Here is a 16,937-nt window from a genome sequence, read left to right on the forward strand (position 1 = left end):
GCGTTCAGTTTAAGAGTACTGGAATAAGTGGTCTGTATCGTTCGAATTTTTCATCCGAAGTAATGACCGGAACTTGCTCGTACAATGCGATCGCAAGTAACATCCGGTCGAATGGATCCCGGTGATCTTCGAAAAGTGGGATAGACTGGTAGGAATAAATTTGACCCAGCCCGATCGGCAGTAATTCGAATCCGTCGTTCAGGAGTTGACGGGTAACTTTCTCGACGCTTACGACAAAATCGGGAAGTTTACCAAGTTTAAACTTGATCGATATTTCGATAAGACTGATCGGGCTGACGAGCAATGTGTTAAGCGGGTTTTCGAGAATTGCTCGTATGGGTGTCGTGAGATTTGGGTGGTCTTCCAGTGACCAGATCGCGATTTGAGTGTCCAGGAGGTATTTCATCAAAGCATATAGTCGTTTAGATCATCCAATGGAGCGTTAAAGTCATCGGGAGTACCGATCTTCCCCTTCAAGCTGCCCAAGCGGCGCTTTGGGTGAATTGGCTCTTCCATTTCTTCCAGGAACGTGACGACAATCTTTGATTTCTTTTTTATCACGGGGGTTTCATCCAATGTAATTTTCCCGTTTTCATAAACTCCGCTAATGGATGTCAACATAGCGATATCATTTTGATTGTATTCAAAAATAGAAAATAAGGTGCCATGATCAAAAACTATCTAACGACCTCATTCAGAAACCTTCGCCGCAACTGGAATTTTACGCTGATCAATATTACTGGTCTCACTTTGAGTTTGGCGTGCTGTCTGCTCATCTTCTTTACGGTGCGGTACGAGCTCAGTTTTGACAGCCATCATAAGAACACCGACAGACTTTACCGCCTGCTCAATCATAGCTTGGAAGATGGAGAAAAGGGTTTCAATGCAGGTATTCAACTTCCGGCACTGGCGGCATTACGCAACGATTATCCCGAGATCCGCAATCAAGTTACGTGTACATACGGCCTGCGGGAGACATTGATTACGGTCATACAGGGCTCGGAGAAAAAGAAGTTTTCGGATCCGGGCTATAATGTCGCGTTTATTGGCCCTGAATATTTCGGGATGTTCGATTACAAGTGGCTGAAAGGCTCGCCTTCACAAGCACTCAAAAATCCCGGTTCGGTTGTGCTGACAGAGGGGCAGGCGTTGCGTTATTTCGGAAAAGTTGACCCGATTGGAAAGAGTATCCGGGTGAGGAACCAGATGGATTTCGTGGTGACAGGCATTGTGGCAGACCCGCCGGCCACGACTAACCTGCCGTTTACTACCATGCTTTCCTTCGCATCCTTGAAGGAATTTGGCGCATTTACCAACTGGGATGATTGGGTTTCAACCTATGGCGGTGGCCAGGTGTACCTGATGTTACCCGAAAATGTGAGCGAAGCGCAGTTTGAACAGCAGCTATTGGCATTCAATAAAAAATACAGAGAACCGAAGGAGGACAAGCGGGTGAAGTTCGTCCTGCAACCGGTTAAGGACATTCATTTCGCGACAAAAACAGGCAATTATACCAACCGTTCGATCAGTAAGGGAATGATCTGGGCCATGTCGCTGGTCGGAGTTTTTATCCTGATTACCGCCTGTGTGAATTTCGTGAATCTCGCCACTGCGCAGGCGCTGCGCCGCTCACGCGAGGTGGGTGTGCGGAAGGTGCTGGGTAGTACCCGTGGACAACTGCTACGCCAATATTTTTCTGAAACGGGCATCATAACCGTGTTTTCGGTGTCCCTGGCATTGGTTTCGGCGCAGTTGCTACTGCCTTATATTGCGGATATCCTCAATATCCAGACCCGCGACGTGATATTTTTTCAGGATCCGTCGATTTTGCTTTGTTGTGTCGCATTGACCATCGCTACCACCTTCCTGGCAGGTTTTTATCCTGCATTGGTCGTGTCGGGATACCAGCCTATTTTAGCATTGAAGGGAAAAATGCGCGCGGCGGGCAGCGGTCAATCCAATCTGCGTAAAGGGCTTATTGTACTTCAATTTTCGATTTCGCAGGTGATCCTGATCGGGACGCTGATCGCTTACAGCCAGATGAGGTATTTCAGCACGCTCGACCTGGGATTTGAAAAGGACGAGATCGTGACCATTGCCATTCCTGATCAGCCGGAAGGCAAGCTGGAAGCATTGCGGGATGAGGTCCGGGCGATACCCGGCGTGAAGTCTGTTGCGTACAGTGCGTTCACTCCGATGTCGAGAAGCAACTGGCAAACCGGGTTCAGATATGAAAATGATGCGGAGGATCTTGATTTTACCGTGGTAATGCGTCCCGCCGATACAGCGTATTTCAATACTTACGGACTTAAAATGGCCGCCGGGAGAATGTATTTGTCAGCGGATACCATCCGTGAGTACGTCGTGAATGAAGCATTTGCCAAAAAAATGGGCTTCAAAGATCCGGAAGGCATTATTGGCAAGCGGCTGACGATCGGCGGGGGAGGTTCGAAACTCCCGGTGGTGGGTGTAGTGAAAAATTTCAATACTTACACACTTCACCAGGAGATTATTCCATGCGTAATGACGACCATGCGCAACAATTATCAGACATTAAGTGTGAAACTGGATAAAAATGCCGGGTTGGGACAGATCAATCGCATCGAAAAGCTTTGGACGGCTGCTTTCCCTGACTATTTATTCAAATACACCTTCTACGATCAGACACTCGATAGTTTTTATGAGAAGGAGGCCAAGTTCTTCTCACTCTTTAAAATACTGAGCTTTATCGCGATTTTCATCGGGTGCCTTGGGTTGTATGGTGTGGTCGCGTTCATGGCCGAATCGCGCACCAAGGAAATGGGCATCCGAAAGGCCATCGGCGCTTCGGCAATGAACATTTTTGGCCTGTTTTCAATCGATTTTATCAAGCTGGTAGTCATTGCGCTGGCGATTGCATCGCCTATCGCCTGGTATTTTATGAATGAATGGTTGCAGGATTTCAGCTATAAAGTGAGCATTAGCTGGTGGCTTTTCGCTGTGGCGGGCGTCGCTGCGGTACTGATTGCGCTGGTAACCATCAGCTTTCAGAGTGTCAAGGCCGCGATGACGAATCCAGTAACGGCATTAAGAAGTGAATAATCAGGAATTTACCGATGCAACCGGCGCACTGGTTTTTACATCTTTCGCGAAATGCGTTCTAAACTCCCATTATACCTATCCTGGCCATGATCAAGAATTATCTGGTAATCGCACTCCGTAACCTGCTTAAAAACAAAGTTTATTCCCTGATCAACATTGTCGGGCTGGCGGTGGGAATCGCGGTCACGATGCTGATCGGGCTTTGGGTATGGGATGAATTGTCCTTCAACAAATACCACAAGAGCTACGACCGTGTCGTGCAGGCGTGGATCAGCCAGACTTTTAATGGCCAGACCGGGACTGGTACAGCGGTTTCGATTCCGTCGGTCACTGAAATGGCAACCAAGTATTCCGCAGACTTTAAACATACTGCGCTGGCTTCCTGGAATTTCGGGCATTTGCTGGCTAATGGAGATAAGAAGATCAATAAAACGGGGATGTGGGCTCAACCGTCGTTTCCGGAAATGCTGGGACTGAAAATGATCCGTGGCGACTATGATGCCTTGAAAAACCCGGGGTCGATCGTGATCTGCGAATCGCTGGCGAAAGCGCTTTTCGGCAACACGGATCCATTGAACAAAGCACTCAAACTCGACATCAAGAAGGATGTGAAAGTGACGGGCGTTTACGAGGATATCCCTTTCAATTCGAGTTTCAATGAGCTGTACCTGATCCTGCCCTGGAACGATTACCTGCAAGCCGAAGGCTGGGTAAAGGATGCACAAACGCAATGGGGTAACCACTCTTTCCAATGGTTCGCGCAAGTGGCCGATCACGCTGATATTGCCACGGTTTCGCGTAAAATCCGGGACGTGGAAATGCCGCACGCATTCTCCAAAACCGACAAGCCGCAATACATGCTCCACCCGATGAGCCGCTGGCACCTTTACTCCGACTTCAAGGATGGGCAGAATGTCGGCGGGCGCATTCAGTTTGTATGGCTGTTCGGCATTATCGGCGCATTTGTATTGCTTCTGGCTTGTATCAATTTCATGAACCTGAGTACAGCGCGGTCGGAGAAACGGGCGAAGGAAGTGGGGATTCGTAAGTCGATCGGTTCGCTGAAAAGTCAGCTGGTATTCCAGTTCCTGAGCGAGTCGTTCCTGGTTGTGATGTTTGCACTGGTGCTCGCGATCCTCATCGTACTCGTTTCGTTACCGGCCTTCAACGACCTCGCGGGCAAGCATGTGAAGTTTCCATTCTTCTATTGGCAGTTCTGGCTGTTGCTGATCTTCTTTGCGCTCTTCACCGGGCTGGTTGCGGGAAGCTATCCAGCATTCTACCTCTCTTCATTCAACCCGCTATCGGTGTTGAAGGGGACCTTCAAGGTGGGGAAATACTCGGCCGTGCCGCGTAAAGTGATGGTGGTGTTGCAATTCACGGTTTCGATCACGCTCATTATCGGGACGATCATCGTGTTCCAGCAGATCCAGCACGCGAAAGACAGGCCGGTTGGCTACGATCGTCAGGGGCTTTTACAGATTAATATCTCTCCCAATTTGTGGGGTAAATATGACCCGTTGCGTAATGACCTCCTGAAAACGGGCAGCGTATTTGAAATGAGTGAATCGTCGAGTCCCACCACCGGTATTTATTCCAACCAGATTGGCTTCGAATGGGAGGGATTGGAGCCGGGCTCTGTGCCATTGTTCGGAACGATCGCCTGTACCCATGATTTTGGTAAAACAATCGGCTGGAAGATCATCGAGGGCCGCGACTTTTCGAGGGAGTTCTCAACCGACAGCGCCGGATTCATTCTCAACGAATCGGCCGTCAAGCTGACCGGTCTCAAAAATATCGTAGGGAAAACGATCCGTTATAATGGCAAGCCGCATCACGTGGTAGGGGTGATCAAGGATATGGTGATGCAATCGCCATACGAGCCGGCGGTACCGACCATCTTTATGCTGAAATACGATTGGGCGAACCTGATCAACGTTAAATTAACCCCGGGAGCACCGGTCGATAAAGCCCTAAAGAAGGTGGAAGCCGTTTTCCGCAAGCACGATCCCGACTCGCCATTTGAATTCAAGTTTGCCGACGAAGAGTACGATGCCAAATTCCGGGCCGAAGAGCGGATAGGGAAACTGTCACGGGTATTTGCGGTGCTGGCCGTGTTTATTTCTTGTCTTGGGTTGTTTGGACTGGCAGCCTATACTGCTGAGCAGCGTACGAAGGAAATCGGTATTCGTAAGGCGTTAGGAGCGAGTGTCGCGCAGATGTGGGCGATGCTTTCCAAGGAATTTGTATACCTGGTGGTCATCTCTTGCGTCATTGCTTCACCTATCGCGCTCTATTTTCTGCACGATTGGCTGGATAAATACCAATACCATATCCAACTGAGCTGGGTCGTATTCGTTGTAGCGGCGCTGCTGGCAGTCGCGATCACGCTGCTCACCGTCAGTTTCCAGGCGATTAAAGCAGCGCTGATGAATCCGGTGAAGTCATTGCGGAGCGAATGAGGTCTTGAGTAAGACGCTATTCGTCGATTGAAAACCCGCTGTCATCTACCAGCAGTGACATTTCGCAGATTGTGTTTCCAGTGCGTTAAACTTGGGAGGGAAATGTGCCTCTAAAAGACATAAACAAACAATTTAAATACTGGAAACCATGAAAAAGATCATTTTCGCCATCGCCGCAATAGTTACTTTCACCGCTGGAAATACTTTCGCTCAGCGATATAACAGACCCAACCCAGCCGTGATCGACGCCCGCGCCGACAATGCTGCCGAAGAGTTTAAGATCAATAAGCTGGACGAGATCGTAAAACTGACCCGCAAGCAGGAGAACCAGGTCAAAAAGATCGAAAACAAATATGATCGCCTGATCGGCAGAAACCAGCGATACCATACCTACCAGGGCATGAAGAGACTGGAAGAAGAGAAACAAAAGGAAATCCTGGACGTACTGACGCCTGCACAACGCCAACGTTTGTTCGCTTATCAGCACCGTTTTGATAACCGTTACAACCGCAGAGGATAACCGATTGAAAAGATAGCCATGAACGAACGGCCGGGTCTTAGGATCTGGCCGTTTTATTTAGCAGTATCCATTTGTTCCTGAGAAAATAATCGAGCAGCATGAGGCACGACAGCCCGATAATCGTAAGTATAACGGGCTGCGGAATGGCGGAAAATTTCTGAGTGAAAACCTGATTCGATACCATCATGCCATTCACCTTGCCCCAGAATTCCGACTGTTCGTTGCCGGAGACGAAAAGCGCGGCAGTGATCAGCGTCGCCCATGCTGCGGCGATCCAGTACCATACCTGCCTGGAAATGACCGGCTTTGGCGTAGCGGTTGGCTGGGCGGCCTGAATTTGCGCGATAATGGCAGAACGGAACGAGGCGGACGGGACTTCCGCAACATTCGTTCGAACCAGGGCACGGAATGCCGCTTCCTCATGCACACGCCGCATGACCGTCCGCGTAAATGCATCCGAAGGTGCGTCGGTGCCAGTTTCGTCGATCAGTTTTTTGAAATGCGCTTCCTGTTTATCGTCTTGCTGCTCCATAATTCCTGCATTATAACAAAAACTGCAATTCTTTGCCCAATACTTTACGGGCCCTGAATAGCTTGATTTTTACATTGCTGCTCGTTAGTTCGGTTATTTGTGCGATCTCTTCAATCGTGCTGTCATTCAAATAGTACAAAGTGATCACCAGTGCTTCGAGTTTCGGCAGCCGGTTGATCGCATCTTTCACAAATTGCTCGCGCTCACGCGCTTGTAATGCCTCGAATGGCGGCGGGCTGTATGCGTAATGGTAATTTTCTTCCAAATCGTCGTCAATACTTTGCAGTGCGAGCCGCGGTTGCTGCAATTTCGATATTGCCGTTCGATAAACGATGGTGTATAACCAGGTTGAGAATTTGGCCTTTCCTTCAAAGCTCCCGATTTGCATATAGGCCTTCACAAAGCTCTCCTGGGCCGCGTCCTCGGCGTCCTGGGCGTTGGGCAGGATTTTCTTCGCTATGGTAAACGCCATGTTCTTATACTTCTCGACCAGATAAGTATAGGAGGTCAGATCGCCCTGCTTTACGTTTTCAATATAGATCCGGTCGTCCTGGTTTTTCATGCATTTCATGGCTCGCGTGCCCATATGACTGTGTTGAAAGCATGCCGGTTACAATTTTCAGCAATTTATTTTGGTGAAAAATTTTTTTGAAAAGCTGTAACCGGTGATACCGGGATGCCGTCCAATGGGTAACATTCGAAATTTAACCATCTTTTAGTCATGAATGCCGTACTTGTTTCTGTTGCAGCTTTTCTGGGTATTTTCGGGATCGTTTATGTGTTCCTGATGACACGGCATCGTGAACGTATAGCGCTGATCGAGAAAGGTGCCGATGCTTCCATCTTTACGGATAAGAACCAGGCATATTATCCTACACTGAAATTCGGGATGCTCTTCGTGGGTATTGCACTCGGTATTTTGCTGGGAAACTGGTTGGACAAAACGTACGATTTCAGTAAAGGCGTAGCCTACCTTGCAATGGTCTTCCTCTTTGGAGGGCTGAGTTTGATCCTCAATTTTCTCATCGAAAGACATTTAAACAACACCAGAGCCCAGGAGTAACTCACAGGCTTCGCCAGTCATCCATGCTATTCAGCCGTTCGTCACTTAATCTGAAAAATCAGGCCTAGTACCTTGCATCGCAAAGTACCTTCCAATACATTTGTGATGTCAAAGTTAGGTTAGCCTGCATCGGTGCGTCAATAGACTGGTATAGCATAATTCGTTGATACACTGATCACTGTCTGAAAGAGCCTAAAATCTCTTATCGGAATTCCTATGCCCGTACAAAATTTATTAGCCATGAAATTTTTCTCCATGAAAACACTATTTCAACTACTTATGTCTATCCTGATTCCGGGATTGGTTTGCTGTCAGGACTCGTTTGCACAAGTTGCGCCTGGCGCAGGGGCGCCTGCCGCAGGATCGCCTGCCGCAGGATCGCCTGCCGCAGGCATATCCGGGGGAGGGAGTATCAAAGGTACTGTGGCCGATTCTGCGACCGGGAAGGTGCTGGATTTCATTACTGTTAATCTGATGAAAGACAAGAATACCGCGGTGAAAGCTGATTTTTCGAAGGCCGACGGTTCATTTGCATTTCAAAACCTGAAACCGATGAAATATGCGCTGGTGCTGGTTGGGGTAGGATATAAAAACAAGATGATCGACGTGGATCTGACCGATAGCACACGCCGGCACGTCGATCTGGGGAATATCACGATCAGCCAGCAAGCCGTCGGACTGAAAGAGGTGACCGTTACTGCATTGAAACCGATTGTCAAACAGGAGGTCGACAGGATCAGCTATGACCTTGAAGCCGATCCCGAAAGCAAGATTTACAGCGTGCTCGAAATGATGCGTAAGGTACCCTACCTGTCTCTCGATGCCGAAGATAATATTTCTCTCAAAGGCAATACCGATTTCAAGATCCTGATCAACGGCAAGCCGTCCAGTATGGTAGAGCGGAGTTACAAGGATGTGCTGCGGAGCATGCCGGCGTCTTCTATCGTACGCATTGAGGTCATTACGACACCGCCTGCGAAATATGATGCGGAAGGCCTCGCCGGGATTATCAACATCATTACCAACAAAAAAATCGATAACGGATATAACGGAACGCTCAATGTCAGTGAACGCTTCCCGACGGGCGGACCGGGAGTCGGTGGCTCGCTCTCGGCCCAGCTCGGGAAGATCGGAATGTCGCTGAATGCAGGTTTGAACCAGTACAAAAACCCGGCTACGCAATCGATCACCAACCGCACGACTACGGGGGCCAACCCCACTGAGCTCGACCAGCGCGGGTGGACCGAGATTAATAACAAGAATGGTTATATCGGCTACGAGATCACTTATGAGGTGGACACGCTTAACTTGTTGAGCGCGCAACTCAACGTCAACGGTGGCCGAAATAGTCAAAATGGTTACCAGTCATCGCTCCTGAATGCGGATAAAGAAATCCTGGAACGCTACAATGTTACCAGCAATAGTTCCGACCGTGGTAATGGCCGAGATGCGGCAGTGAACTATCAGAAAGGTTTCAAAGCTGATAAAAATCGGCTGCTGACTTTCTCTCATCGCTACTATGGCTACGACAACAAACAAAACGGCAACATCGGCATCTCCGATCGTATCAATTACACTCGTCCTGATTACCGGCAGGTCAACGACCAGAGTTTTTCGGAGCAGACATTCCAGGTCGACTTGGTATATCCAGTCAAGAAATTGAATATAGAAGCCGGTTTGAAGGGTATTATGCGTGACAATAAAAGCGATTTCCAATATTTAGTCTTCGATTCGGAAACCAATTCATACACGCTGGACGCGGCGATGAGCAACAAATACAACAATACGCAGAAGGTATTTGGTGCCTACAATACATATTCGTATAATTTCAAAAACTGGGGCGTGAAAGCGGGCGCACGTGTGGAGCAGACGATCATCGACGCGGATTTCATTTCCACCGATTCGAAAGTGAAGCAGAATTACTTCAACCTCATCCCGTCGGTGTCGGTCAATCGGAAGCTTAAAAACAATGCAGGAATTAACTTCGGGTATTCCCAACGCATTCAACGGCCTGGCATCTGGCAACTCAACCCGTTCGTCGACCGGTCGAACCCGAGCTTCGAACGCACCGGTAATCCAGACCTCCGACCTGCCTATGTGAACGATCTTCAATTGAGTTATAATAAGTCAAAAAAAGGGAGTATCAACTTCGGTGTGGGCTACACGCATTTTAAAGACCTGATTTTCCAAATTGCCGTTTATAATCCCGAAACACAGATTACACGCACTTCGTACGGCAATACCGGCCGCGCACGGCTCATTAGCGGTAACCTGAATGCAAATTATCCGATCACGAAAAAGTGGAATTTCAGCACTAATCTCCGCATTGCGCATGGCAAAGTGACCGGTATGGTGAATGGGATCGAGACGACCAACAGTGGGGTGATGTATCAGTTTTCGCTCTCAACGGGTTACAAGTTGCCTAAGGACTGGCGCGTGAATGCCAACCTGAATGCAAATGGTCCGGGCGTGAACCTGCAAGGCACTACCAATTCGATTCAAAGTACCTCTTTCAGTGTGAACAAGGATGTAGTGAAAGATAAACTGTCGTTTTCAGCGGCCGTGAGTAATCCTTTTACGAAGTATAGAAGATATCACAACGTGACCTTCGGTCCGGACTTCGACCAGTTCACCGACCGTTGGAATTACTTCCGGTCTTTTAATTTTAGTCTGAACTACAAATTCGGGAAACTGAAAGACGGTATCAAAAAGAACAAACGAGGCATTCGCAACGACGATGTGCAGAATGGAGGTAACTGATAAACAACGCCGGACTGGAAAGTCCGGCATTTGTCATTCTGCCAGATATTGATGAGCGGGAACGACCTTGGCTTTTAAACCGTCCCGTTCGAACTCGTCTGTCTGATTAAACGTCACAAGTGTCCCTTCCTTTAATCCAAAATGCGTTATGGCTTCAAATAGGCCTTTTAATTCACGGTCCATATTGTCATGACTGAGGTCATAGCAAACCTGTACCACCTGCCGTACTGTGCCTTTTTCCGATATTACGAAGTCGCACTCGCTCTTTTCGGAGAAATAGTAGATTTCCTTATAGTTTCTTCTCAAATGTAGGAAAACCAGGTTTTCAAATACACTACCGAAATCATCCGTAAATGATCCTGAATTGGCATTCACTAGTCCCGTGTCGATCGCGTAGACCTTGCGCGGGTTGATGAGCTGCTTGCGCAGGGAATAGCTGAATTTAGGTACGAAATGGAACAGGTAGGTGTATTCGAAATATGAGAGATAGTCCATCATCGTGCTCGTAGAACCTGCCTCGAATATTGTTTTCAGCCTGTTACCGGTGATCAGCCTGCCCACATTCGAAATGAGGTACAAGGCAAGCCTTTGCAACGTCCGCACATCGCGCACGCCGTAGCGAACGGCAATGTCGCGTATCAGAATGTCCTCGAATAAGTGATGCAAGATCTCTTCCAGCCCGGATTTTACATATTCAGGGAAACCGCCCGCTGCCATGTAGTCACGGGTGGCATCGGCAGAGGGCACGATGTTTCTGTATGCGCAAAATTCGGTATAGGAAAACGGAAAAAGCTCTTTCGTGATCTGCCGACCCGTGAGTTTCGTGCCGAGTTCGCGGCTTAACAGCGAGGCGTTGGAGCCGGTGATCACAATTTTGCAACCTTCATCAAGCTTCTGCCGCACGTATGTTTCCCACCGGTCGACGATCTGGATTTCATCAAAGAACAATACAGTGTGTCCCATTTTCGTGACGAGGCTGTCGAGGCGGACGAAATCGGAGGGCTCGAAATCGTACAGGCGGGTATCTTCGAAGTTGAGGTAAAAAGCATCCGGGTGTTTTTCGCGCAGCAATTGATGAAGCAGCGTGCTTTTACCGCAACGTCTCACGCCCGAAACAATGAGCGCGTGAGAAGTGATGTCGGGCAATTTATCCAATGCGGTTCTCGCCAGTCCCAGTTCAAGGACGGAGAGGTTGGCCTTTTGTGCTTCTGCAACGCTCGCTATGGTGCTTTTTAATATCATCTCTTTCAAATATACAGCATTATATTTTGCTATCAAACAAAACTATCCATTACTAATGGACACTTTTGTTTGATAGTAACGGAGGATATGACAGATGTCCGGTTTTGGACATTGATTTTATGGTAAATGCTTGATAATTAGTATTTTGATTTCCTGGTACGGATTTATTGACTGTTTCGTGGAATAGCAACACATTCGCTTCATCGTTCCCTATGCTTAAAAATTACCTCAAAATCGCCGTCCGAAGCCTTTTTCGGCATAAAACGTACTCTCTGATCAACATCCTCGGGCTTGCTGCCGGGATATGCGTTTCTACACTCATACTAATGTTTGTGGTTCATGAGCATAGTTATGACCGGTTTCATAGCAGGCATCAGGATATTTACCGCGTGTTGGGCGAGGTGAAAATGGGTGATAATGAATTTAAGATGAATAGTTTTGCGGCCAGTTTCGCACCGGCGCTGCTCGAAGGGATACCGAAGGTAGCGGATTACGTTAGGGTTTTACCGACGTATAGTAATGCCGCCATGGCGGACCCGGCGCGGAAAGACGAAGCGATCCTGGAAAAGAATATCATGTTTGCAGATCCGTCTTTTTTCAGTGTGTTTAGCTTTCCGCTTGAAAAGGGAAATGCCAGAGACGCATTACAAAAGCCTTTCTCGATGGTGATATCGGAGCGTACGGCGGTGAAATATTTTGGTAATACCGATGTGATCGGAAAGGCGCTGTTGTATGAAGGCAAGCACCTCATACAGATTACGGCCGTTGCTCAGGACCCGCCGTCCAATTCTTCACTGGATTTTGATTTTGTGATTTCAAGCGGCACATATCCGAAGTTGGGCGAATCCAACCGTAGGAATTGGGAGAATGATGGCGGGATATTTAACGTATACCTGCTTCTGAACGCCGGAGAATCAAAGGAATTGGTAGCGCAGGGTATCAATCGCCTTGAGGCATTGAAGGAGGGGCAAGTCGGGCTTAAACCTCAATACACACTCGAAAGCCTCGATGACATGCACCTTGGCGGTGCATTCAATGACGCCGATAACAGCAAGCTCATCCCGATTTTCGCCGTCGCTGCGATAGCGATTCTCATACTCGCGCTTTTCAACTACATGAGCCTCACCACTGCACGTGCTACGCAGCGCGCACGTGAGGTAGGCGTACGCAAGGTGGTAGGCGCTACGCGTGCCGGCCTGGGCAGCCAGTTTTACATGGAATCGGCCATGGTGTGTGCGGTGGCTTTTGTGCTGGGACTCTTGATGGTATTTTACCTGAGCCAGCCATTTTATACGCTGCTGGGGCTTACAATCGATACTTCCTTTGTTGTATCTCCCTTCTTTTTGTCGTTTCTGGTAGGTTTGCTCGCGCTAACAGCATTGGTGGCCGGGAGTTATCCGGCATTTGTGTTATCGGGTTTTGCGCCGCTGGAAGTGATCAAAGGGCGGTTTACCGGCAGTATCGGCGGGGTAGGAGTGCGGCGCGTTTTTATCGTTTTTCAATTTGCAGTTTCTATGGCACTGATCGTTGCCAGTCTGATTGTGCGGGAGCAGCTGTCTTTTATGCAACGGAAAGAACTGGGACTCAATAAGGAACAAGTGCTGAGCATTCCCGTTGGACCATCCATGGCCGCGAATTACATTCCGTTCCGCAATGCGGTAAGGCAACAGGCGGGTGTATCCAACGCCACATTTGCGAACGCGGGCCTTTTCAAAGGGTACAATATGTTTTTTATTCCTAACAAAATCACCAAAAAGGACATTTCAGTAGTGCAAATGGTGGTGGATGATCAGTTTGTAAAGACCTTAGGCCTTCAATGGAAAACATTACCGACGGTAACTACGGGCCGCAACCTGACTGTGCTGAACGAGATGGCTGTCACCGAACTGGGTATCAAAGGCGATCCGCTGGGGCAGGAGATAAGAGAAGGGCTGACTTTGGATGGTATAGTAAAGGATTTTGACTTTTCGAATGTGCAACACGGCGGTAAAGCAATGATGCTGTCGGTAGCGGGCGACACCACCAATATGCTCCGCATGCAGGGCGCAACGCGAGGGATTATGTATGTACGAATGGATGGACAAGCCGACATTATGGCTAATGTGAAAGCAATAGGACGTCTTTTCAAAAAGTACGACCTGGAAAGGCCCTTCGAATATTACTTCCTCGATGACGCTTTCAATGAGACATTCAAAAACGAAATGCGGCTCTCGGGAATGTTTTCGGTATTTACAGGACTGGCCATTTTCATTGCCTGCATGGGACTATTCGGGTTGATCACGTTTACTACTGAAACGCGGACGAAGGAAATTGGCATACGTAAAATATTGGGTGCGTCGGCTGCGGGCATTGTCGGAATGCTTTCCCGGGAGTTTGTGGTACTGGTACTCATTTCAGGGGTAATAGCCATGCCTGTCGCATGGTACTTCATGTCGCATTGGTTGGAAGATTTTGCCTACCGGATCAGCGTTCCGTTGTGGGTGCATTTGCTCACGATCGCATTGATGTTGCTCATAACACTTCTGACGGTGGGCTTCAAAGCCGTTCATGCAGCGACGGTTAACCCGGCGGCCTCATTAAGGAATGATTAGGTAGATTCCGGGTGTCACACAGGCATCATGCCCGGTTGTTCGTTTTCGGACAGCCGGATTTTGTTTTATAATGGTATGTGTTTGAGTGTCAATTGATTTAATTTCTGGTATGCATTTAATAGTTGTGAACATTGAAAGCTATATTCTTACCTGACAGCCATGTTAAAAAACTATTTCAAAATCGCTTTCCGGAACTTGTGGAAGCATAAGATTTTTTCATTCATCAACATTATGGGCCTGACGGTCGGGATGTCGGCCTGTCTGCTGATCTCCATGTACGTCAATTTCGAGCTGACTTACGACGCATTCCACTCCAAATCCAACCGCATTTACCGGCTTGTGACGGACGTGATCACGCCCTCAGAAACTATCCACGCAGGCATTACCTCCTGGGCCTTCGGACCGACGATCAAACAGGATTTTCCTGAGGTCGAGGCTTATACGCGCATTAATAGCGGCAGTTTCCTGGTACGAAAGGGGGATATCAAATTTCAGGAGGAAGCAACTGTATTCGCGGATTCGTCGCTTTTCCGGGTTTTTGACTTCAAACTAATCCAGGGCGATCCTAAAACAGCGCTCAAAGAGCCGCTGAGCCTGGTTTTTACCGAGAAAGCGGCCAAAAAGTATTTTGGCGATAGCGATCCGGTGGGGCAGACGCTGCTATTGTCGGGCGAGGGTCTCCCGGCGAAGGTTACCGGGGTGATGAAAGATATTCCCGAAAACTCGCTGATCAAGGGCGACATGTTCGTTTCGATGACGACGATGACGCAACGTATCAACCGTGAAATTGATGAACAATGGGGCAATTTCGGGGCGATGACTTACTTGCTTTTGAAACCCGGCACCGACAGTAAGGTTTTGGAAAAGAAACTGCCCGAATACCTCGAGCGTCGCGCGGGGAAGCTCATGCGTGAGTCAAAAATGTCTTACAAGCTCTTCCTCGAACCGCTGCTGGATGTGCATTTGAAATCTGAACGGGATGTGGCGGAGAAAGGCAGCATGAACAACGTATATATATTCTCGATAGTGGCGGCATTCATTCTGCTCATTGCCTGCATCAATTTCGTGAACCTCACTACCGCACGCTCGGCGGAGCGGGCCAAGGAGGTGGGTATACGGAAGGTGGTAGGCGCAGCCAAAGGGCTCCTGGCGAGGCAGTTTGTGAGTGAATCGGTGCTTCTTTGTTTAATCGCATTTGCGTTTTCAATCATACTTTCGGCGGCGCTCATTCCGCTATTTAATAATCTGGCAGGTAAAGTGATCGTTTCCGGCATATTTGCGGATCCTGCGTTCCTTGCATATATGCTGTTGGCAGCGATTCTGATCGGGGTTCTGGCCGGTATTTATCCGGCATTGGTACTGTCCTCGTTCGAGCCGGTGACGGTTTTGAAAGGGCGTTTTACGACCAGTATTAAAGGTATTTTGTTGAGAAAAGGGCTCGTGACCGTTCAATTTGCCATTTCCATCGCGCTCATTATCGCCACAATGGTCGTGTACATCCAGATGAACTACATGCGTAACCGTGATCTCGGGTTCAGTAAGGACCAGATGCTGGTGGTGAGTACCGAGGGTGATCCCAAGCGTGAGACATTCAAAGAGTCGCTGCGCGGATTGACGGGCGTTCAATCCACTGCCGCATCGTCCAGCGTTCCGGGCGGTGGAAACAGGAGTGCCTATTCCGAAATCGAAAACAAAAGCGGCGAATTGCAGATTGCCAACCTCGACCTTTATTTTGTTGATTTTGACTATATCCCGCAATTTGGCCTGAAAATGGCTGCCGGTCGACCGTTTTCCCGGGAATTCGGGACGGATACAACCCAGGCGATGGTCATCAATGAAGCTGCGGTGAAATTGCTGGGTTATGCCAAACCGGAAGACGCGCTCGGAAGGCGGTTTAAGCAATGGGGACGTGAAGGCAAGATCATCGGGGTGATCAAGGATTTTCATTTCCGGTCTTTGCAGGAAACGATCAAGCCGCTTACAATGCGCATCGAGCCGGGAGGAACGGAGCTTGTTTCGGTGAAAATTGAAGGGAACCGCTTGAAGGAAACCGTAGCGGCAGTGGAGGAGAAATGGAGGGAAATTATTCCAGGAAGGCCGTTCAATTATTATTTTATGGATGAATTTTTTGACCGCCAGTACCGGAGCGAAGAGCGTTTTGAAAAGCTGTTTTTCAACTTTGCAATCCTGGCGATATTCATTTCATGTCTCGGTTTGCTCGGGCTGGCGTCGTACAGCACCACGCAACGTACCAAGGAAATAGGCGTCAGGAAAGTGATGGGTGCGTCTGTCGCCAGCATCGTGGGACTGCTTTCGATGGATTTTCTAAAACTGGTACTCTTCGCGTTTGTGGTAGCGTCACCGATTGCCTATTTAGGAATGGACCGCTGGCTCGAGAACTTTGCCTACCGGACCGACATTTACTGGTGGGTTTTCGTGATCGCAGCAGTGTTATCTACGGTTATCGCTTTCGCGACAGTCAGTTTCCAGAGCATCAGGGCTGCTGTCATGAACCCGGTGAAGAGTTTGCGCAGCGAATAGACTTATAATCACGTCCCGTTCCAAATCGAACGGGACGTGTCCGATACCGAACACCACGGATTTGTTTTATTAATATGTAAAAAATTGATTTTCAGATAATTGTGATATTATAATTGACTGGTGCATAATTTGACTATCGAATTGA

At 48.5% G+C, this 16,937-nt stretch carries 12 protein-coding genes; 7 read left to right on the plus strand and 5 right to left on the minus strand.

The genetic code is table 11. The features are described from left to right. Positions 1-4 precede the first annotated feature (4 nt). Positions 5-406, minus strand: coding sequence for a type II toxin-antitoxin system VapC family toxin (locus AC2YIT_RS12300; protein WP_487279352.1), 402 nt, complete (start codon positions 404-406; stop codon positions 5-7). Continuing rightward, positions 406-621 carry a hypothetical protein gene (locus AC2YIT_RS12305; RefSeq protein ID WP_430845015.1) on the minus strand — a complete coding sequence of 72 codons (216 nt, stop codon included), beginning with the start codon at positions 619-621 and terminating at the stop codon, positions 406-408. The genes AC2YIT_RS12300 and AC2YIT_RS12305 overlap by 1 nt, the downstream gene beginning before the upstream one ends. A gap of 45 nt (positions 622-666) precedes the next feature. Between AC2YIT_RS12305 and AC2YIT_RS12310 the strand changes: the two genes are divergently transcribed. The 3 genes from AC2YIT_RS12310 (at position 667) to AC2YIT_RS12320 (ending at position 6,063) form a co-directional block, all read left to right on the plus strand. Then, complete coding sequence (locus AC2YIT_RS12310) at positions 667-3,081, plus strand: ABC transporter permease (RefSeq protein WP_487279353.1); 2,415 nt, start codon at positions 667-669, stop codon at positions 3,079-3,081. A gap of 86 nt (positions 3,082-3,167) precedes the next feature. After that, complete coding sequence (locus tag AC2YIT_RS12315; protein ID WP_487279354.1) at positions 3,168-5,543, plus strand: ABC transporter permease; 2,376 nt, start codon at positions 3,168-3,170, stop codon at positions 5,541-5,543. Positions 5,544-5,691: 148 nt separating this feature from the next. Then, the gene (locus AC2YIT_RS12320) at positions 5,692-6,063 is read left to right on the plus strand and encodes a hypothetical protein (RefSeq protein ID WP_487279355.1); all 372 of its coding nucleotides are present in this window, start codon (positions 5,692-5,694) and stop codon (positions 6,061-6,063) included. A gap of 37 nt (positions 6,064-6,100) precedes the next feature. Here the strand turns inward: AC2YIT_RS12320 and AC2YIT_RS12325 are convergent, their stop codons facing one another. Next, positions 6,101-6,595 (minus strand): hypothetical protein, encoded by a 495-nt coding sequence (locus AC2YIT_RS12325; RefSeq protein ID WP_487279356.1) that lies wholly within the window; start codon positions 6,593-6,595, stop codon positions 6,101-6,103. 10 nt (positions 6,596-6,605) lie between these two features. Next, a complete protein-coding gene (locus AC2YIT_RS12330; protein ID WP_487279357.1) occupies positions 6,606-7,157 on the minus strand; it encodes an RNA polymerase sigma factor in 552 nt (183 codons plus the stop codon). Between the two features lie 159 nt (positions 7,158-7,316). Between AC2YIT_RS12330 and AC2YIT_RS12335 the strand changes: the two genes are divergently transcribed. Both AC2YIT_RS12335 and AC2YIT_RS12340 read left to right on the plus strand, forming a co-directional pair. Then, complete coding sequence (locus tag AC2YIT_RS12335) at positions 7,317-7,658, plus strand: DUF6249 domain-containing protein (protein WP_487279358.1); 342 nt, start codon at positions 7,317-7,319, stop codon at positions 7,656-7,658. Positions 7,659-7,913: 255 nt separating this feature from the next. Beyond that, positions 7,914-10,418 carry an outer membrane beta-barrel family protein gene (locus AC2YIT_RS12340; RefSeq protein WP_487279359.1) on the plus strand — a complete coding sequence of 835 codons (2,505 nt, stop codon included), beginning with the start codon at positions 7,914-7,916 and terminating at the stop codon, positions 10,416-10,418. Between the two features lie 33 nt (positions 10,419-10,451). On the opposite strand, the gene AC2YIT_RS12345 is transcribed toward AC2YIT_RS12340, so the two are convergent. After that, positions 10,452-11,660, minus strand: a complete 1,209-nt coding sequence (locus tag AC2YIT_RS12345; RefSeq protein WP_487279434.1) for an ATP-binding protein — start codon at positions 11,658-11,660, stop codon at positions 10,452-10,454. Between the two features lie 212 nt (positions 11,661-11,872). On the opposite strand from AC2YIT_RS12345, the gene AC2YIT_RS12350 reads away from it, so the two are divergent. Beyond that, positions 11,873-14,251, plus strand: a complete 2,379-nt coding sequence (locus tag AC2YIT_RS12350; protein WP_487279360.1) for an ABC transporter permease — start codon at positions 11,873-11,875, stop codon at positions 14,249-14,251. Positions 14,252-14,410: 159 nt separating this feature from the next. After that, entirely contained in the window at positions 14,411-16,792 is a 2,382-nt protein-coding gene (locus AC2YIT_RS12355) for an ABC transporter permease (RefSeq protein WP_487279361.1), read from the plus strand. Positions 16,793-16,937 lie beyond the last annotated feature (145 nt).

The sequence above is a fragment of the Dyadobacter sp. SRI_021 genome (assembly GCF_057586235.1).